General features: G+C 44.8%; 13 protein-coding genes. 4 read left to right on the forward strand and 9 right to left on the reverse strand.

Annotation, left to right across the window (positions count from 1 at the left end; translation table 11 throughout):
- Positions 1-891: 891 nt before the first annotated feature.
- The 4 genes from DXB73_RS12790 to DXB73_RS12805 form a co-directional block, all read right to left on the reverse strand.
- The gene (locus tag DXB73_RS12790) at positions 892-1503 is read right to left on the reverse strand and encodes a cytidylate kinase-like family protein (RefSeq protein ID WP_118691376.1); all 612 of its coding nucleotides are present in this window, start codon (positions 1501-1503) and stop codon (positions 892-894) included.
- A 5-nt stretch (positions 1504-1508) separates the two neighbouring features.
- A complete protein-coding gene (locus tag DXB73_RS12795) occupies positions 1509-3167 on the reverse strand; it encodes a GGDEF domain-containing phosphodiesterase (RefSeq protein WP_118691377.1) in 1659 nt (552 codons plus the stop codon).
- Between the two features lie 378 nt (positions 3168-3545).
- Entirely contained in the window at positions 3546-7265 is a 3720-nt protein-coding gene (gene rpoC, locus DXB73_RS12800) for a DNA-directed RNA polymerase subunit beta' (protein WP_118691378.1), read from the reverse strand.
- A 52-nt stretch (positions 7266-7317) separates the two neighbouring features.
- Complete coding sequence (locus tag DXB73_RS12805) at positions 7318-11220, reverse strand: DNA-directed RNA polymerase subunit beta (RefSeq protein ID WP_118691379.1); 3903 nt, start codon at positions 11218-11220, stop codon at positions 7318-7320.
- A 252-nt stretch (positions 11221-11472) separates the two neighbouring features.
- Between DXB73_RS12805 and DXB73_RS12810 the strand changes: the two genes are divergently transcribed.
- The 4 genes from DXB73_RS12810 to spoIIID all read left to right on the forward strand — a co-directional run bounded on the left by DXB73_RS12810 (position 11473) and on the right by spoIIID (position 17479).
- The gene (locus DXB73_RS12810; RefSeq protein ID WP_118691380.1) at positions 11473-13545 is read left to right on the forward strand and encodes a glycoside hydrolase family 31 protein; all 2073 of its coding nucleotides are present in this window, start codon (positions 11473-11475) and stop codon (positions 13543-13545) included.
- Positions 13546-13620: 75 nt separating this feature from the next.
- Positions 13621-15975, forward strand: coding sequence for a glycoside hydrolase family 3 C-terminal domain-containing protein (locus DXB73_RS12815; RefSeq protein WP_118691381.1), 2355 nt, complete (start codon positions 13621-13623; stop codon positions 15973-15975).
- A gap of 603 nt (positions 15976-16578) precedes the next feature.
- The gene (locus tag DXB73_RS12820; protein ID WP_243034749.1) at positions 16579-17109 is read left to right on the forward strand and encodes a phosphohydrolase; all 531 of its coding nucleotides are present in this window, start codon (positions 16579-16581) and stop codon (positions 17107-17109) included.
- A 103-nt stretch (positions 17110-17212) separates the two neighbouring features.
- Positions 17213-17479 (forward strand): sporulation transcriptional regulator SpoIIID, encoded by a 267-nt coding sequence (gene spoIIID, locus DXB73_RS12825; RefSeq protein WP_022024720.1) that lies wholly within the window; start codon positions 17213-17215, stop codon positions 17477-17479.
- 163 nt (positions 17480-17642) lie between these two features.
- Here spoIIID and DXB73_RS12830 read toward each other — a convergent pair whose 3' ends face one another.
- The 5 genes from DXB73_RS12830 to DXB73_RS12850 all read right to left on the reverse strand — a co-directional run bounded on the left by DXB73_RS12830 (position 17643) and on the right by DXB73_RS12850 (position 21694).
- Complete coding sequence (locus DXB73_RS12830; RefSeq protein ID WP_118691382.1) at positions 17643-18053, reverse strand: DUF3783 domain-containing protein; 411 nt, start codon at positions 18051-18053, stop codon at positions 17643-17645.
- A gap of 17 nt (positions 18054-18070) precedes the next feature.
- On the reverse strand, positions 18071-18811 hold the full coding sequence (gene truA / locus DXB73_RS12835; RefSeq protein WP_118507937.1) for a tRNA pseudouridine(38-40) synthase TruA: 741 nt from the start codon (positions 18809-18811) through the stop codon (positions 18071-18073).
- Positions 18812-18918: 107 nt separating this feature from the next.
- Positions 18919-19725, reverse strand: coding sequence for an energy-coupling factor transporter transmembrane component T (locus tag DXB73_RS12840; protein ID WP_118691383.1), 807 nt, complete (start codon positions 19723-19725; stop codon positions 18919-18921).
- 124 nt (positions 19726-19849) lie between these two features.
- Positions 19850-20713 (reverse strand): energy-coupling factor transporter ATPase, encoded by an 864-nt coding sequence (locus DXB73_RS12845; RefSeq protein WP_022024716.1) that lies wholly within the window; start codon positions 20711-20713, stop codon positions 19850-19852.
- Between the two features lie 141 nt (positions 20714-20854).
- Positions 20855-21694 (reverse strand): energy-coupling factor transporter ATPase, encoded by an 840-nt coding sequence (locus tag DXB73_RS12850; RefSeq protein WP_347559551.1) that lies wholly within the window; start codon positions 21692-21694, stop codon positions 20855-20857.
- Between the last annotated feature and the right edge of the window lie 57 nt (positions 21695-21751).

Consider the following 21751-nt stretch of genomic DNA (forward strand, 5'->3'; position numbering starts at 1 on the left):
ATCAAGTTTCTCTGACCTCTTATCAGGTCTTTGCTGTTCGCTCTCTCATGCGTCAGCGAGATATATATTATCACTCGATGAACAACTTGTCAACAACTTTTTAAAACTTTTTTCAACTTTTTTTGATTTTTTATTTTTCTTTTCAAGAAAAAAGCGACACAACCCCCACAAACACGGGCATTGACGACTTTTCATCTAAAGCTTTTCATGCCTGAAGTTACTGACCGACCCACATGTTGCTTATTATGTCAGTAAAATTATGGCTATTTTGCAGCTGATAAAATAAATCCAATATATAATGACCTCCAGTTTGTAACATTGCGGATTTACCTGTATACCACAAATCAGAAACATACAGTGATAACAGGGATCACCTCATACAAAAGGAGGTCACTAACTCAAACTTCCCATACCGAAAGTTATTGTACAACCATATATTGCTTATTATGTCAATGACTATATAGCATTTTGCAACCGCCAAAGAGCGATTTCTGCCATCAGAGAACTATAGTAATTGCCTTGCCGCATTTTCGTTTTTAGTGATTTCTAGATTTTGTTGTCTCTGATGATTGATTTACATGCCTTTTGGAAACTTGAAGTCCCGGAAGCAAGGTAATCATCATTTTTGAAAGGGACCTTTGCGCTCGTCGTTACTTATGTCTCGTATTTCAGAGACATTAAGTAACGTGACGTAGCGCATCGTAGCGAAAGCGTCCCGTCCAAAAATGGATGATACCTTGCTAAACCGGGACATCTCAGACAATCCTTCAGGCATGTATTCATCAGAGACTTAACAAAATAAGAAATCACGTAAAAACTCTGCGTTCTTCGACAATTATCTTAGTTCTCTGATGACAGAACAATTTAATATTCAGCTTAATGAAGAGTTTCTCATTGCCCCATAAAGTTCCGGTAGAGGCTGCATAGAATATCCACCGTCCCTTCGACACCAAGTTTGGAGCTATTAAGAATAAGATCGTACGTATTCTTTTTGCCCCAGTCTCCCTTTGTAAAATAGTTATAATAGTTTTTACGGCGCATATCCATCTTGCGGATAAATTTCCTTGCCTGGGTCTCATTCATATCATCAACATCCATCTCTCGCGTGATGCGGTCTGCTAAAGGTGCTGTGATAAACACACTGAGGATGTCAACGTCGTCATCTTTGAGAATGAAATCAGCGCACCGTCCCACGATCACGCTGTCCTCTTCCTTGGCAATCTGCTGAATTACCGCACTCTGCAGGTGAAACAGCATCTCTGTTGCCGGTTGTTCCTGTTTTACATTCTCATTCCCCTCATAAATCAGTTTGTAATAAAACGGATTGGTAGCCTTTTCATCAGAATCATCCAGTGAACTCGATGTGATTCCACCATGTTCTTTGGCTAATTCCAAGAGATTGCTGTCATGGAATCCTATGCCAAGCTTTTTGGAGACCAGTCTTCCAATCTCTTTACCACCGCTTCCACACATTCGGTCAATGCAAATAATTTTATGTCTCATATCTATCACCTTGCCTTTCCAAGTTGTAATTGCTTAAAATCTGCTACGCACATTGGTTTTGCATAATAAAACCCCTGCGCTATATCGCAGCCACAGTTTGATAAAAATTCTGCCTGCTCCTTAGTCTCTACACCTTCTGCTACCATACCCAGGCCAATATCCTGGCTCATTTTGATCGTGTGTTCTACTATTTTTTGTCCACGATCGGATGCAATAAAGTTTTGTAAAAAACCACGATCGATCTTAATGACATCAAATTGCGTATCTTTAAGCATATTCAATGTCGAGTAACCGGATCCAAAATCATCCATTAGCAGAGTATATCCATTTTCTTTGAGTAATGCTATACCCCTTTCCTGCATCTTACTCTGCTCTGTTTCTGTGATCTCAATTTCAAGATATCGTTTTGGTATCTGGTACTTCTCTATCAGATGATTCAATACCTCTACAAAATGTACATCTATCAAATGCCTTCTAGAGACGTTGACGGAGATTGGAAGCATTTCTTTACCCTCGCGTTGCCATTCCGCAAGGAGTTTGCATGCCTCCTCCCACATAAACTCATCTAGAGGGATCACAAAACCGTTTTCTTCAAATATCGGTATGAAATCGTTGGGCGGTATTAGGCCCCTCTCTGGATGCTGCCAGCGAACAAGAGCTTCTGCGCCTACCATTTTGTATGTCGAAATACTGTACTTCGGTTGCAAATACATGATAAATTCATGGTTCTCCAACGCTTGATGCATAGCATCTTCTAAAACCTTACGCTTACGTGCATCCGCACGCATAGATTCCTGATAGAACGCAACTTTGTGTAGTGCATCTCCCTTAATGCTTTGCCTTGCTAATGCTGCCCCGTCTCCATATAAACGTAAATTGGTATTTATGTCTGTAACGAAACAAACACCAAATGCGAGTGTATATTTAACATTTTCATAACCGGACAATCTCTGCTCGAGCATACTTACAAAAGCTAATATATCTTCCTTTGTTTCATATGGTGTAGCTATCATAAATACATCCGCCGTAAGGCGAACATATAACTGCATCTCATTACAAATATATTTCAATGTGTTTTCGAAATATTTCAAAAGATCGTCACCAAAATCTTCTCCGTACATTTCATTGATCACTTTGAAACGTTCTACATCTAACTGAATAAGCGCAAATTTACATTTCTGATGCTTCCGCATCAATTTCATGACATCTTGCGTAAACACGTTGGGATTGCGATCGTTTGTAACCGATTGTGCTAAATGAATCCGATATTTCTCTTCGGCATCCAACTCTCTCGCCTGAAAAACAATTTTCTCAATGCTTCCATCATCCCTTTTCATAAAATTGCATTTTAAGCGATAATATATACATTCTCCATGCATATCTAATATATGCATATGTACCGTACGACAATTTCCTTTAATGACGTCTTCGTTATTATGACTTTCCACGCCACGGTGAATTTCTTGCAAAAAGTTATCACATAATCTGCCGTCTGTTTCTGCAACGACATCGCGTAACGCTTCAATTCCTTTCTGTGCAAATAATGCTGCCGGGAAACTCGCATTTCCATTGGTTAATACCTGCCATCCATTGTCTGTATCCCAACAGGCAAAAAATACGTCGGTATCAGCAGTGAGGACGTCTACTATACTTTCTTTATCCATTGCATCACTCCCCTATACATTTTTGTATCGGTGTGCATACGCTGTCGTAATCCCCGTATTGGTATCTCTTATTTTACCATATTTTTGAAAAAACTGGAACAAAAAAAGAAGAGTAAAATATGCATTTTTTCTCTTCTTAAAATTAAGTTTCTCAAACTTCCCATATTCCACCGTTTCCTACAATCACATATCGCTTATTATGTCGATGGTCTAATTATATTTCTCAACAGCAATTTGATGAATTCTGCCATCGAGAAAATATAGTATTGCCTTGCCGCAATTAGTTGTCACAGTGATTTCTTTTCAATGACAGCATAACAAGAAGCACTAAAACAGTATTTTGTTAAAGTGCTTCTCGTAACAACTGCATTTTATAAACTACTCATCATCCTCTGTCGATGTGAAATATACTTCTTCAGATTCCGGAGCTTCTTCTGCTTTTTCCTTGGACTTGTCTTTATCCTTTGCATCATCCTCGGATTCATCGCCTTCTTCCAGCCTTCTCATTGCTGCAAGACGCTGTTCTTCGAGATAGTCCTCTGCAGCCTCATCGCAGTCAAGCTGTACAGAACGATAACGTTTCATACCTGTACCTGCAGGGATAAGCTTACCAATGATTACGTTCTCTTTGAGACCTACCAGTGGATCTACTTTTCCCTTAATAGCGGCATCTGTCAAGACCTTTGTAGTCTCCTGGAAAGATGCTGCGGACAGGAAGGAATTGGTTGCCAGCGCAGCCTTTGTAATACCAAGCATTACCTGCTTGCCCTCTGGTGGCTCTTTACCTTCTGCCTGGAGTTTTTCAACTTCATCCTCAAAATCTAATGCATCTACCATAACACCCGGCAGGAATTCGGAATCACCGTTGTCTTCGACACGGATCTTCTTGAGCATCTGACGTACAATAACCTCTATATGCTTATCATTGATCTCAACACCCTGCAGACGATATACACGCTGCACTTCGCGGATCATGTAATCCTGCACGGCACGTACACCCTTGATCTCGAGAATATCATGTGGATTTACGCTACCTTCTGTGAGCGGCTCACCTTTCTCCAAAGTCTGACCCTCTAATACCTTGATTCGAGAACCGTATGGGATCAAATATGCTTTCTGCTCACCGGTTTCTTCATTTGTAATGATCACTTCGCGCTTTTTCTTAGTATCGCGAATAGATACTGTTCCGCCAAATTCAGCGATAATTGCAAGTCCCTTCGGCTTACGTGCCTCAAACAACTCTTCGACACGAGGGAGACCCTGTGTGATATCGTCACCGGCCACACCACCTGTATGGAACGTACGCATGGTAAGCTGTGTACCCGGCTCACCGATGGACTGTGCTGCGATGATTCCGACAGCCTCACCAACCTGTACCGGCTCACCGGTTGCCATGTTGGCACCATAACATTTTGCACAAACACCGATGTGTGACTTACAGGTAAGAATGTTACGGATCTTAACCTTAGCCTTATCGCCTGCATCTACAATTGCCTTTGTATTAACAATACGAGCAGCACGCTTTGGTGTGATCATGTGATTTTTCTTAACAATAAGCTCGCCTTCATCATCGTAGATGTCTTCGCAAGAGAAACGACCTGTAATACGCTCTTCCAATGACTCGATAAGCTCTTTACCATCCATAAATCCGGTTACTTCCATTCCCGGAATCATATCGCGGTCTGCACAGCAGTCTACCTCACGAATAACCAATTCCTGAGATACGTCAACGAGACGACGTGTCAAATATCCGGAATCGGCTGTACGAAGCGCTGTATCCGACAATCCCTTACGGGCACCATGTGCGGAAATGAAGTACTCCAATACATCAAGACCCTCACGGAAGTTAGACTTAATCGGCAATTCGATCGTACGACCGGATGTATCCGCCATCAAACCACGCATACCTGCGAGCTGCTTGATCTGTGCCTGAGAACCACGGGCACCGGAATCAGCCATCATAAAGATGTTGTTGTAGCGATCCAAACCGCTCATCAACGCTTCTGTCAACTGATTATCGGCTGCATACCATGTATTGATAACTGCTTTGTAACGCTCTTCTTCTGTAAGAAGACCCATATTAAACTTATCCGTGATAAGCTCTACTGTCTTCTGTGCTTCAGCAAGAATATCTTTCTTAGCCTCCGGCACGGTCATATCGGAAATGGATACTGTCATTGCTGCACGTGTGGAATATTTATATCCAAGTGCTTTGATGTTGTCCATTGTCTCTGCAGTACCTGTTGCACCATGTGCAGCGATACATTTTTCAAGGATCTGCTTCAACTGCTTCTTACCTACATGGAAATCAACTTCCGGAACGAGGAAGTTCTCGTCCTTGGAACGATCCACAAATCCCATGTCCTGTGGCAGGATCTCATTGAAGATAAAACGACCCAGTGTAGATTCAATAATTCTACTTTCCTCTACGCCATCTTTATTGATACCAAAACGGCGAACCTTGATCTTCGCATGAAGTGTAAGATCTCCGTTTTCGTATGCTGTAATTGCCTCGTTCACGCTCTTGAAGAACTTGCCTTCACCGAGAGAACCAGGTCTTTCCTGTGTCAAATAATAGATACCAAGTACCATATCCTGAGAAGGTACGGCAACCACACCACCATCAGATGGCTTTAACAGGTTGTTTGGAGAGAGCAGTAAGAAACGGCACTCTGCCTGTGCTTCTACAGAAAGTGGCAAATGGACAGCCATCTGGTCACCATCGAAGTCGGCATTAAATGCGGTACATACCAATGGATGCAGCTTAATCGCTTTACCTTCTACAAGTGTAGGCTCAAATGCCTGGATACCAAGACGATGCAGGGTAGGAGCACGGTTCAACATAACCGGATGCTCGCGAATAACATCCTCTAACACATCCCATACTTCCGTCTGAAGCTTTTCAACCATCTTCTTAGCTTGTTTAATGTTGTGTGCTGTGCCATTGGATACTAACTCTTTCATAACGAAAGGCTTAAACAACTCAATTGCCATCTCTTTTGGCAGACCACACTGATAAATCTTAAGTTCCGGACCTACAACGATAACGGAACGACCAGAATAGTCGACACGTTTACCGAGCAGGTTCTGACGGAAACGACCCTGTTTACCCTTCAGCATATCAGATAAGGATTTCAGCGGTCTGTTACCCGGTCCGGTAACCGGACGGCCACGACGACCATTGTCGATCAACGCATCTACAGCTTCCTGAAGCATTCTCTTCTCGTTGCGAACGATGATATCCGGTGCACCGAGTTCGAGAAGTCTCTTCAAACGATTGTTGCGGTTGATGATACGACGATACAGATCGTTCATATCAGATGTTGCAAAACGTCCACCATCCAACTGTACCATTGGACGAATATCCGGCGGAATTACAGGGATAACCGTAAGGATCATCCACTCCGGCTTATTATCGGAACCACGGAATGCTTCGATAACTTCCAAACGTTTTACAATACGAGCACGTTTCTGACCGGAAGAGTTGCGGAGTTCCTCCTTGAGGTTTGCTGACTCTTCTTCCAGATCGATACTCATCAGAAGTTCCATGATAGACTCTGCACCCATGCCGGCGCGGAAACCGTCTCCATAGTTCTTTCTAGCTTCTTGATATTCTGCCTCAGACAAAATCTGCTTTGGCTGAAGGTTTACACCGTCCTGCACTTCCAATACGATATAAGATGCGAAGTACAACACTTTCTCTAAGTTTCTTGGAGAAACATCCAAGATCAATCCCATACGGCTAGGTATTCCTTTGAAATACCAAATATGAGATACCGGTGCTGCTAATTCGATATGACCCATACGCTCACGACGAACGCTCGCCTTGGTTACCTCAACGCCGCATCGATCACAGACAACACCTTTATAACGGATCTTCTTGTACTTACCGCAATGACACTCCCAGTCTTTGCTCGGTCCGAAGATCTTTTCGCAGAAAAGACCATCTTTTTCCGGCTTGAGTGTTCGATAATTGATCGTCTCCGGCTTCTTTACTTCGCCGCGTGACCACTCACGGATCTTTTCCGGAGATGCCAGACCAATCTTGATTGCATCATATACGATATGCTTCTCTTCCTTTACATTACTTTCTGCCATAGTAATCCTCCATCTACCCTTTCGGGCTACTCTATACGATCAATCCCTGTCTCTATACTAATGAGGGCTCATCCCCAAAGTCTGCCGCAAATTCAGCTTCCTGCAGCTCTTCTGCGGTACCCTCGGTATAACCTGCAGCTTCAAAGGACTCGCTACTGCTAAACGCAAAGTCTGCGCCACCATCAATCAACGGTGTGACATCTTCGCTGTTGTCGTTCTCTTCAACATTTTCACCCATAATAACTTCGTTACCATCTTCATCTAAAACAGTAACATCAAGCGCCAATGCCTGAAGCTCTTTGAGCATAACCTTGAAAGATTCCGGAATGCCAGGATCAGAGATGTTGGCACCTTTAACGATTGCCTCGTAAGTCTTAACACGACCAACAACATCATCAGACTTCACAGTGAGGATCTCCTGCAAGGTATAAGCGGCACCATATGCCTCCAGTGCCCAAACCTCCATCTCACCGAAACGCTGTCCACCGAACTGGGCTTTACCACCCAATGGCTGCTGCGTTACTAAGGAGTAAGGACCTGTTGAACGTGCATGGATCTTATCATCTACCAAGTGGTGGAGTTTGAGATAGTGCATGAAACCAACGGTTACTGCTCCATCAAAGTATTCTCCGGTACGACCATCACGCAAACGAACTTTTCCATCGCGGTTGATCGGAACGCCTTCCCACTCTTTGCGGTAATCCTGATTGTCGATCAAGTACTGGAACACCTCCGGATCCAAAAGATCTTTGTACTTGTCTTCAAAAGGTACGATATCTGTCAAGCGGCTAACTTCCTCTTCGTCACCAGCCTCTTGTGCTTCTGCAATCTTCTGCTCTTTTTCTTTCTGATTAAGTGGTGTATTCACATAATCATTTGCGAGCTCTAATGTATCCATGATGTCATACTCGTTAGCACCATCAAATACCGGTGTTCCGACATTAAAGCCAAGTACTTTGGCAGCGAGACTCAAGTGAATCTCCAAGACCTGACCAATGTTCATACGAGATGGCACACCCAAAGGATTCAATACAATATCAAGTGGACGACCATTTGGCAGGAATGGCATATCTTCTACCGGAAGAACGCGGGAAACGACACCCTTGTTACCATGACGACCAGCCATCTTATCGCCGACCTGAATCTTACGTTTCTGTGCAATGTAAATACGAACAGATTTATTTACTCCCGGTGGAAGCTCATCTCCATTCTCTCTTGTAAATACTTTGGCATCTACGATAATACCAAACTCACCATGTGGCACTTTCAAAGAAGTATCACGAACTTCTCTTGCTTTCTCACCGAAGATCGCACGAAGCAGTCTTTCCTCAGCAGTAAGCTCTGTCTCTCCCTTAGGAGTAACTTTACCAACCAAAATATCACCGGCACGAACCTCTGCACCGATACGGATAATACCGTTCTCGTCAAGGTCTTTGAGCGCGTCGTCGCCGACACCCGGTACATCACGGGTGATCTCTTCGTCACCAAGCTTGGTGTCTCTCGCCTCTGCATTGTACTCATTGATATGAACAGATGTATAAATATCATCCTGAACCAATCTCTCACTAAGCAGTACGGCATCCTCGTAGTTATAACCTTCCCAAGTCATAAAACCGATCAGTGGGTTCTTACCTAATGCGATCTCGCCACCGCATGTAGATGGACCATCTGCGATAACTTGTCCTGCTTTTACCTCTTCGCCCTTATCAACGATCGGACGATGGTTCATGCTCGTTCCCTGGTTACTGCGCTGGAATTTAGCCAGCTTATATGTCTTTTCGCCTGATTTAGACTTAATAATAATCTCGTTCGATGCAGAACGTGTAACAATTCCGTCTTCCTCTGCGATAACGCAGTTGCCGGAATCGACAGCCGCCTTCATCTCCATACCTGTACCAACTGCAGGTGCCTCTGTAACCAACAACGGCACTGCCTGACGCTGCATGTTAGATCCCATCAGCGCACGGTTCGCATCATCATTCTCCAAGAATGGGATCATTGCTGTTGCGACGGAGAATACCATCTTAGGAGACACATCCATAAGATCGATCTTCTCTTTCTCAAACTCAGAAGTCTCCTCACGGAAACGACCGGATACACTCTTGCGCACGAAATGGCCTTCTTCATCCAGCTCTTCGTTCGCCTGTGCAACAATATAACGATCTTCCTCATCTGCAGACAAATAAACAACGTCGTTGGTAACACGCGGATTAGCCGGATCTGTCTTATCAACCTTACGATAAGGTGCCTCGATAAATCCATACTCATTAATACGCGCATAAGATGCCAGAGAGTTGATCAGACCGATATTAGGTCCTTCAGGAGTCTCTACAGGACACATGCGTCCATAATGTGTATAGTGTACATCGCGGACCTCGAAACCTGCACGATCTCTGGACAAACCACCCGGTCCCAATGCAGACAAACGTCTCTTATGTGTTAATTCAGAAAGCGGGTTGTTCTGATCCATGAACTGTGACAACTGGGAACTTCCAAAGAATTCCTTCACAGCAGCCGTTACCGGCTTGATATTGATCAGAGACTGTGCCGTAATTGTCGTAATATCCTGTGTGGACATACGTTCACGAACGACACGCTCCATACGGGATAATCCGATACGATACTGATTCTGCAGCAGCTCACCAACCGCACGGATACGGCGGTTACCCAAGTGGTCAATATCATCATCATTACCCATGCCATACTCTAAATGCATGTTGTAGTTAATTGATGCAAAGATATCTTCCTTTGTGATATGCTTTGGAATCAATTCACTGATATTAGCAGCGATTGCTTCCTTGATCGCATCCTCATCATCCTCGTTCTCATCTAAGATCTCACGCAATACAGGATAGTAAACACTCTCTGTAACGCCAAGCTCCTTAGGATTCTCGATGTCAACATACTCTTTGATGTCAACCATCATATTGGATAATACTTTAGCAACATGACCTTCCAATTCAGCCATCACATAAGGAACTGCTGCATTCTGTAATGTTGTTGCAAGTTCCTCTGTTACCAGAGTACCTTCCTCATATACCTCACCTGTTGTTGGATTTACAACATCTTCTGCAAGCTTGCAGCCAACAATACGGTTTTTGTAATGTAACTTCTTGTTATATTTGTAACGTCCAACTTTGGCAAGGTCATAACGCTTCGGATCGAAGAACATACCATTTAATAAGTTCTCCGCACTATCTACGGACAACGGCTCGCCCGGACGTAATTTCTTGTAAAGCTCTAACAGACCATCTTTGTAATTGTCCGTTGTATCTTTCTCGATACTTGCCAAAATCTTTGGCTCATCACCGAACACTTCTTTGATCTGTTCATTGGTTCCAAGACCGAGTGCACGCAAAAATACAGTGATCGGAACCTTTCTATTTCTATCAACACGGACAGAGAAGACATCATTCGAATCTGTCTCATATTCCAACCATGCACCACGGTTAGGAATAACAGTTGCGGAATACAACTCTTTACCTACCTTGTCATGACTGATTGCATAGTAGATACCCGGTGAACGAACCAACTGGCTGACGATAACACGCTCAGCACCGTTGATGATAAACGTTCCGGTCGCTGTCATAAGCGGAAGATCACCCATGAAAATCTCGTGCTCTTTGATTTCCTCCGTCTCCTTGTTGTGAAGTCTGACGCGCACCTTAAGTGGTGCAGCATAAGTAGCATCACGCTCTCTGCATTGATCAATGTCGTACTTCTTCTCATCTCTGCAAAGCTCAAAATCAACGAACTCCAGGCTCAAATGACCACCGAAATCAGCAATTGGGGAAATATCCCGGAACACTTCTTTCAGTCCTTCGTCCAAGAACCACTGGTAAGAATTCGTCTGTACCTCAATCAGGTTAGGCATCTCAAGGACTTCCTTCTGACGGGCAAAACTCATTCTCACGCCTTTGCCTACTTTTACTGGATGTATTCTGTTCTTCTCCATCGACGTTTCACTCCTTAATTTTATAGAGTACCATGTGCTGTACAATCCTACTATAAGAAGAAACTCCAAAAACTCTTTTCATTTTCTTCAAACTATGCTATAATAAACTTGCATAAGCCTAATAGTCTAGTCAGCCACAATAGTGCATTGTTCATCTTATCACCAAACGGACAAGATGTCAAGCACCTTTTTTATTTGGGTGGAAATACACGCTGGCAACCGGCTAAATATTATCTCACACGGAGGATTATTATGACCATACATGATGATGGAAAACGCTTAACACTGTCCCAAGGGGGAACCACTCTCCGGATGGAAGCCTGGGGCGAACATTCCATTCGCGTCCGCATGACCAAAGAGGCGGAAATGAACACAGAAGACTGGGCACTCACAGAACCAATTCCAGACCTCACCCCGGAGATCCACTATGAAACCGTGGATATGACACCTGCCTTTTACCGTACTGCCGAAGAACGTGCTGCACATGCTGAGACCGGTACCAAAGTGACATTTCGCAACGGAAACCTCACTGCCGTGATCGATCCGGAAGGTGTTATTTCCTATTATAACGAAAAAAATGAGCTGTTAACAAAAGAGCTTTGGCAAAATCGTAACCGCATCGACCGCTTTTGTGTGCCGCTGCGTATCGATGCCAGAGAACTAAAGCCGATCACCGGCACTACCGATTATACATTAGCCATGCGTTTTGAAGCATTTGACGATGAAAAGATCTTTGGCATGGGACAATATCAAGATGACTTTTTGGACAAGAAAGGCTGTATTTTGGAACTGGCGCACCGCAACAGCCAGGCAAGTGTTCCATTTATGATCTCAAGCCGGGGATATGGCTTTTTGTGGAACAATCCGTCCATCGGTACGGCATCTTTTGCCAAAAACAAAACCGAATGGACTGCCTTAAATACCAAAAAACTCGATTACTGGATCTGCGCCGGCGATTCACCTAAACAACTGACGGAACTTTACAGCGCCGTTACCGGCCGTGTTCCAATGATCCCGGAGTACGGCATTGGATTTTGGCAGTGCAAGCTGCGCTACCGTACCCAAGAAGAGCTGCTTGCTGTTGCGCGCGAATACAAACGCCGCGGTCTGCCGATCGATGCGATCGTGGTGGATTTTTTCCATTGGACTATGCAGGGTGATTTCAAGTTTGATCCAAAGGACTGGCCGGATCCGGAGGCAATGATCCGCGAATTGCGCGAAATGCAGATTGAACCGGTCGTATCCGTGTGGCCGACGATCGATGAACGTTCCGAGAACTATGGTCCGATGGCAGATCAAGGGTATCTCATCACGTCTGACCGCGGTTTGTGCGTTAATATGACTTGGATGGGAACTACGACTTTTTATGATGCTACACATCCGGGCGCACAAAAATATGTTTGGGAACGCTGTAAGGAGAATTATTACGATAAAGGCATTCGCTGCTTTTGGCTGGATGAAGCTGAACCGGAATATGGGCCGTATGATTTTGATATTTACCGCTACCACAAAGGTCCTGCTTTACAGTGCAGCAACATCTATCCTCTCATGTACGCCAAAGGTTTTTATGATGGATTACGGGAGCAGGGGCAGGAAAATGTGTTAAACCTTGTGCGCTGCGCCTGGGCCGGCAGTCAAAAATATGGTGTTCTGACGTGGTCGGGCGATATTCATTCCTCGTTCCGTTCTATGAAACAGCAGGTGCAGGCCGGGCTTAACATGGGACTTGCCGGCATTCCTTGGTGGACGACGGATATCGGCGGTTTCTTGGGTGGCAATAACGAAGATCCGGCATTTCGCGAGCTGCTGGTTCGCTGGTTTGCGTGGGGTGTATTTTCTCCGGTATTCCGTCTGCACGGAGAACGCTCTCCATACTATGAACGCGACGTAGAATATATTGATGGCGTCCGCCAGTTCAGTTCGGGACAAGATAACGAGATCTGGACTTGGGGAGAAGAAATCTATGAAATTTTGAAAAGTTACCTGTTGTTGCGTGAACGTCTTCGCCCATACATTCGCGAATGTATGCGTGAGGCACACGAGTTGGGAACTCCGGTCATGCGTCCGCTTTTCTATGAGTTTCCGGAGGATGCTGCTTGCTGGAATAACGCTGACAGCTATATGTTTGGACCGGATCTGCTCGTAAAACCGATCACAGACGCCGGTGTTACGCAGACTGACGTATATCTCCCTGCGGGACACCGTTGGACAGAGGCCGCTACCGGGACAAGTTATGACGGTGGTCAGATCGTTGCCGCTAAAGCAACGCTGGAGATCATCCCCGTCTTTGTGCGCGATGACTGTGCATATGACATTTATGAATAAAATTTCCACTAACATAAAACATAGAGATGTTTGACTGTCTTTCACCGCCGTCAACACCTCGGAAAGGACTATTTTATGGAACACGTTTTAGATGTAAAAAAACTTGTGAACGAACTGACACTAGAGGAAAAAGCAAGTCTTTGCTCCGGCGCGGATTTCTGGCATACCGAAGCCATTGACCGCCTAAATATTCCTGCCGCAATGGTCTCCGATGGACCGCACGGCATCCGCAAGCAGGAAAATCTTGCCGATCATATGGGCGTTGCTGAAAGTATTAAAGCCATTGGTTTTCCGACTGCATCAGCTATGGCATGCTCTTTTGACCGCGACCTGCTGCATAAAGTCGGCGACGCTCTTGGCGAAGAATGTGTCGCTGAAGATCTTGCTGTATTACTTGGCCCAGGCATTAATATGAAGCGTTCTCCAATCTGCGGACGCAACTTTGAATATTACTCCGAGGATCCGGTCGTGGCAGGCGAACTCGGTGCTGCTTTTGTCAATGGTGTTCAGGAGCATGGCGTAGGCACCAGCCTGAAACACTTTGCTGCCAACAACCAGGAATGGCGCCGCATGAGCATCAGTGCAGAGATTGATGAACGTACTTTGCGCGAGATTTATCTGGCAGCTTTCGAAACGGCAGTCAAAAAGGCGCAGCCTTGGACGATCATGTGCAGTTATAACCGTATCAACGGCGTTTACTCTTGCGAAAATGATTGGCTGTTAAATAAGGTTTTACGTGATGAATGGGGCTTTGAAGGTCTGGTTATGACCGACTGGGGTGCGATGGACGAGCGTGTTCCGTCTCTCAAAGCCGGATTGGATCTTGAAATGCCGGATTGCCACGGAGAAACAGACAAACTCATCGTAAAAGCCGTACAAAGTGGAGAACTGGAAGAATCCGTATTAGATACTGCTGTAGAACGCATTCTTACTATGGTAGACAAATATCTTACTGCCAGAAAAGATATTGATCCAGCTTCTATGGTACATCCACTCCCATCCAGCGTCGAACGCGGATACGACGTTGCTGCTCATCACGCACTGGCAAGAACCACTGCCGAGCAGTCCGCTGTTTTGTTGAAGAATGAAGATATCCTGCCTTTGCAAAAAGACAAAAAGATAGCGTTTATCGGTGAATTTGCAAAAGTGCCCCGCATTCAGGGCGGTGGTTCCAGTCATATTAACAACACATCGGTCGAAAGCGCTTTAGATGTCGCCGGAGATTCCGTATCGTATGCACAAGGATTTCATATTGACGAAGAAACTACAGATGAGACGCTGCTTCAGGAAGCGATCACCCTTGCAAAAGGAAGCGATGTTGCCGTTATCTTCGCCGGTCTGCCAGACTCTTTCGAGAGCGAAGGATTTGACCGAACCCATCTGAATATGCCGGCAAATCAAAATGAATTGATCGCCCGCATTAGCGAAGTACAGCCTAATGTAGTCGTTGTTTTGCATAGCGGTTCCCCGATCGCCATGCCATGGCTTGACAAAGTTGCAGGTGTTTTGCAAATGTACCTCGCCGGACAGGCAAGCGGTGGCGCTGCTGTCAATCTGCTTTTTGGCGATGCAACTCCTTGTGGCAAACTTGCCGAGACCTTCCCACTGCACTTAGAGGATAATCCTTCCTACTTAAATTTCCCTGGAAATCGTGAGAAAGTCTGCTATCAGGAAGGCGTTTTTATCGGCTATCGTTATTATGATAAGAAAAAGATGGATGTCTTGTTCCCATTTGGATACGGACTCAGCTACACCGATTTTACCTACAGCAATATGAAAGTTACCGTAAACGGCAAAAACGCCGCCGACGTCGATGTGATCAAAGAAACCGATGAAATTGTTGTCAGTGCTGACATTACAAATACCGGTAACTGCGACGGTGCTGAAATCGTACAGCTATATATTAAAAATCCTGTCGTATATGAAATCCGTCCCGAAAAAGAACTGCGCGACTTTGCTAAAGTATTCCTAAAAGCCGGCGAGACAAAGACAGTGACTTTCACGCTGAACGCTCGCGCATTTAGCTACTATGAAACTCGTATTCACGATTGGTATGCAGAAAGTGGCGATTATGAAATTCTGCTTGCCTCATCTTCCCGTGACATTCGTTTGCAGGATACCGTATCGATCACCGGCAGCAAAAAGATTCCTTTTGTCGCAGATTACGTAACAACTTGCGAAGATGTTGAATTGTTTGCAAAAGATGGCAGTGCTTTGGATGAAATGCTGCGGGGGAGTGGTTTCGCTGAGGCGACCGATCACGATGGCGATGATTCTATGGGAAGTGGAACTGCCGATATGATGAAAGCAATGTTTACCGGAACTCCACTGCATTCCATTCTTTCCTTTAGTAGTGAGGAGTTGACCTATGAAGATATTCAGGATACGATCCGCAAGCTAAACGAAGCTGAGAAGAACAACAATTATTGATTCAAACTTCCCATACCGGAAGCTATTGCACAACCACATATTGCTTATTATGTCAATAACTTTATAACATTTTGCAGCCACTAAAGAGCGGTTTCTGCCATAAAAGAACTATAGTAATTGCCTTGCCGCATTTTGTTTTTACAGTGATTTCTAGATTTTGTTGTCTCTGATGATTGATTTACATGCCCTTCGGAAACTCGAAGTCCCGGAAGCAAGGTATTCATCATTTTTGAAAGGGACTTTGCGCTCGTCGTTACTTATGTCTCGTATTTCAGAGACATTAAGTAACGTGACGTAGCGCATCGTAGCGAAAGCGTCCCGTCCAAAAAGTGGATGATACCTTGCTAAACCGGGACGACTCAAACAATCCTTCGGGCATGTATTCATCAGAGACTTAACAAAATAAGAAATCACGCAAAAACATTGCGTTCTGCGGCAATTATCTTAGTTCTCTGATGACAGAAAAATTTAATGTATTGGCTGCAAAATAGTTTATTTATTACTCACATAATAAGCAATATGTGGTCATGGCGGATTTGAGGTATGGGAAGTTTGGGGTATTGATAAGTAACGCAGACAACAGGTGCAGAAACGAGGATGAATATGCATATTACAACATTTAGCAAAGTACAAATGAATCCTTTGTGTCCAAAACAGGAAGAGATTCGCATTGAGGACATTGCCCATGCACAGTCACTTATGACCCGCGCAAACGGGCATTTTCCGGAATTTTATTCCGTTGGGCAACACAGTATTGCTTGTGCCAGAGAAGCAATTGCGAGAAACTACTCATCCAGAGTAGTTCTCGCATGTCTGCTGCATGACGGAAGCGAGGCCTATTTATCGGACATCACCAGACCGGTAAAAGGCGAATTGTCCGAGTACCGCCGCATTGAAAAAAATATGCAGGACGCTATTTATGTTCGTTTTTTGGGACAGATACCTTCCGACGAAGAGATGTCCCAGATCACGGACATTGATAACGCCTGCTTATATTATGAATTTGATCATTATATGGGAGAAAAACTCATGGAACAGGCTCCTCTTCTCGTGACAGATCCTGCTTTTGAGACACTTCCTTTTGCGCAGGTCGAGCAAGAATTCCTTGATTTATTTGCAACATTAACCGTCTAACAACTATCTTCTCGCAAGCCTTTATTGAAATCTCTCTGTATGCTTGTAATACAATCTTTGCCCTGTGCATAGACTGTACAAACAACAATTGTGAGGGAGCATTTTGAGAGAAGATATTGAAAAAAGAGCACTGGAAATCGGTCATTATATTGTCGAAAAAAGTGCCACTGTCCGTCAAACTGCCAGTGTTTTTCGTGTAAGCAAAAGCACCGTACATAAGGATGTCACCGAGCGCCTTCCTGCCATAGATCACACATTAGCCGACGAGGTTCGCACCGTGCTGAATGTGAACAAAGCGGAGCGGCATATTCGCGGAGGATTGGCGACCAAAGAAAAATATCTCCATGCACACGAGGACTGCACTGACTAAAGGGCAGCGTTAATACCGGCACTACCACGAGACAAAACGGCAACCTGTGTATTTATGGCACAAAGTTGCCGCAACTATTTAATCACTTTACATGCTATGGCTGACACTTCGTCACCCAAACTATTTTATTAACCTTACTTGCAACAGCCATTCTCCACGGAAACTATTTGGTAAACTTTCGGTGTTCTTTGGATAATTCCTGATATATGGCGTATCCATTCCAAGAATAATTATACATTGTAACAGTTGCTTTCAACGGGACGACCAGATCCGCCTGTCGCAGTGCAGCTAATACAGCATCCATCTCCTGCCCGGAAATCCCACTAAATATAAGCATCTCACCAATACATGGCATTCCGACTGCCGGAATCGGTGCAGCTCCCGGTATATTAGTGTGGCTTCGAACCGTTCCCACAGCTTTTTGCCCTGCCTTGCCAAGAGCAAGCTCTCCAATCGGATCACCATACTGCGATTTCGCAACCTTATATACGCTGACACCCAATGGGCGCAATGTCTTTTTCAAAGCTTCAAATCGTGTGTCCAACATTTCGTACACTAATATCTTTTTGCTCATACTACGCTTCCCCTCTCCTATAAATATTCTATCTGCATTAATTTTAATCCCTTGGCTGGCGCAGTCGGTCCTGCATTGGCACGGTCCTTTGACGCTATTATGTCCGCAATTTGGGACACCTCTAAATTGCCACGACCGACCTCCAACAGCGTCCCTGCGATAATTCGCACCATATTATACAGAAATCCATTTCCACGAATCCGTATGCGGATCACTTCCGGCTGTTCCCGCTCCACGGTCGCACTGTAAATAGTCCGGACGGTTGACTGCACTTGCGCTCCTGCAGAACAAAAAGCAGCAAAATCATGTTCCCCCACGAACTGCTTTGCCGCCTGATCCATACGTTCTACATCCAAATCTCCATAGCAAAAGAAAGCGGTGTTGCGATATTCCGGCAATGGAAAGGTGCGGTTTAATATCGTATATTCATATGTTTTTCGGCATTCGCAATGTCTTGGATGAAAATCAGCCGTCACCTCACAAGAATCTTGAATAATGACATCCTCGGGCAAACGCTGATTCAAAGCATAGGAAAATTTTTCTCCCGGAATGCGGGATTCCGTATCAAATACCGCAACGTTTCCGCGCGCATGTACTCCTGCATCCGTTCGACTCGCGCCGATCACCTGTATTTCTTCCCCCGTGAGTGCAGTCAGTGCCTCATTAAGTACGCCTTCTATCGTTATCTCACGTGGCTGAACCTGCCAGCCATGATAATTCGTCCCATCATATGCTACTACTAATTTAATTCGTTTCATGCCAATAATCTCCATTCCGGCCCTACGCAGATATGTTCTATTTCCAATCAAACCATCCGGCGTATTTTTTCGCTCAAAGCAGAATCATTCCACCACAGCTTTCCACATCAAAATGCCACGATCCGATCCACGGCAATCAGGACGATCAAATAGCACACGATACTAATATAACCGATCATATCCCGATATCCATAGCGGAGTGGTTTCATTTTTGTTCTGCCCTCTCCACCATGATAACAGCGCGCATCCATCGCATACGCCAATTCATTAGCACGCCGCATTGCCGATGCAAATAACGGCAATAAAATGGGCAGCATATTTTTTAGGCGATGCAAAAAATTGCCGCTCTCAAAATCAGCGCCTCTGGCAAGCTGTGCTTTCATAATTTTATCCAGTTCTTCCATCAGGATTGGAATAAACCGAAGCGCGATCGACATCATCAACGCAAATTCGTGAACCGGTACATGCAGCTTTCGCAACGGCCTCAGCATTTGCTCAATTCCGTCGGTGAGCTGATTCGGTGTCGTTGTCAGCGTCATTAACGAAGATCCGATCATCATAAGGGTCAAACGTACCGTCAAAAAAATACATTTTTGTACGCCCTCTATCGTGATATGAAGCACTCCCAGTGAAAATATCGCCTTGCCCGGTGTGCAAAACAGATGCAGCAGGGCTGTAAATACCAACATCATCATAATTGGCTTAAGACCTTTTACAATAAAACGAAACGGCACATTAGACATTCGTACCATCACGCCAAATATCAACGCCGCAACAACCAATCCTATATAATGATGTACCAAAAACAAGGAAATAATATATAATAAAGTCCCGGCAATCTTAACACGTGGATCCAAGCGATGAAGCAGTGAATCCGTCGCATAATACTGCCCTATTGTTATTTCTCGTAACATCTAATTCCTCCAAATCACTAACAGCCTGTCATTGTAACGTCACACTTCAGCGAGCACTTTCTGTCGATTGTCACTAACAGTCAACGTCTTCTCCCTCTTTCTGTCCATTGTCACTAACAGCCTGTCATCGTGACGTACCTTTTGCATGCCACCACTGCTCGATCAAAGGTAATCCCTCCTCTAACGTGATCGCATCACCAAGCCGACAGCCCGTTGCCTTCTCCAGACGATGAATCAAGTGTGTCATTTGTGGGACACCAAGTCCAATCTGTTCCAACTCGTCCTGATAGTGAAATACTTTCTTTGGAACGCCATCCAATACCAGTTCACCCTCATTCATAACCAAAATACGATCCGCATATTTTGCAACATCGTCCATATTGTGGGACACCAGCACAATACTGATCTGGCGCTCCTCATATAATTTACTTAACAATGTAAGCATTTCTTCTCTGCCGCTTGGATCCAGTCCTGCCATCGGCTCATCCAAAATAAGCAGCTTAGGCGCCATTGCCAACACACCGGCAATCGCTACCCGCCTCTTCTGTCCCCCGGAAAGCGAGAGCGGAGAAACATCCAATAAATTTTCACCAATTCCAACTTGTTTGAGTGCCTCATACGAACGATATTCTACATCCAAATTAGACCACCCTAAATTTCTAGGACCATATTCTACATCCGCAATAACAGACTCCGCAAAAAGCTGATATTCCGGATACTGAAACACTAAACCAACTTGTCCACGCAGACTCCGCATCGAAAAAGATTTGTCATAAATATCTTGTCCATCCCAATAAATGGTACCTTCCGTTGCACGCAAAAGCCCATTCATCAACTGTATCAATGTGGATTTGCCGGAGCCGCTATGCCCCACCAATCCAATAAATTCATGGTCACCAATCTGCAAATTGATGTCTTTCAAAGCATGAAACTCTTTGCCGGTGCCTACACCATAACTATAATTCACATGCTCTAGTATCATCGCCATCACTAATTCCTCCATGCCTGACATTAAGCAAGCAACTGTGCTATCAGCTCATTTCCGTGATCAACACGCCCTGCATCGCTGCTTTAACGAAGCAACTGTTCCATCAGCTCATTTCCGTGATTAACACGCCACATCGCTGCTTTAACGAAGCAATTGTTCCATCAGCTCATCCTCCGTCAAAGTTGCCTTGTCTACCGGAAGCCCTGCAGCCTGCAAAGCTGTCGCAATTTTCGTAATCTCCGGCACATCCAGCTTGCATCTGCGAAGTGCCTCTTCTCGCACGAACACTTCCTTCGGTGTGCCTTCCGTCACAACTTGTCCATCCCCCATCACATATACATAATCGGCATCTACAATCTCTTCCATATAATGTGTGATCAATACGATGGTTATCTTTTCCTTGCGATTTAACTCCTTGATCGTCTTAATAACGGACTCTCGCCCCTTAGGATCTAACATTGCCGTAGGCTCATCCAAAACAATACATTTCGGTCGCATTGCCACGATTCCCGCAATCGCCACACGCTGTTTCTGTCCACCTGACAAATGCATCGGTGACGCATAACGATATGCGCTCATACCTACACTTTGCAAACTTTCTTCTACACGCTGCCATATTTGACGCGACTCTACTCCAATATTTTCAGGGCCAAAGGCAACATCCTCTTCTACAACACCGGCAACTAACTGATTGTCCGGATTTTGGAACACCATCCCTGCTGTCTGGCGAATCTGCAAATGTTTCTCCTCATCTGCCGTGTCCATTCCTGCCACCAAAATCGTTCCTTCTCCAGGCGTGAGCAGTGCACACAAATGCTTCGCAAAAGTAGATTTCCCTGAACCATTTGCGCCGAGTACCGCTACAAAATCTCCCGGCTGCACCTGCATCGAAACATCCTTTAATGCCGGTATCACTTCTATCACTTCGCCATCGCTGTCCCTGCGAAAATACTCAAACCCAACATTCTTTGCATGGATCAAACCAATAAGCCCCTTCCCGTTTTCGCATTGCAGATGCCCCCTCACAGCACATCCCAA

Origin of the sequence: Clostridium sp. OM05-6BH (assembly GCF_003481635.1) — a bacterium.
GTDB lineage: Bacteria > Bacillota > Clostridia > Lachnospirales > Lachnospiraceae > Butyribacter.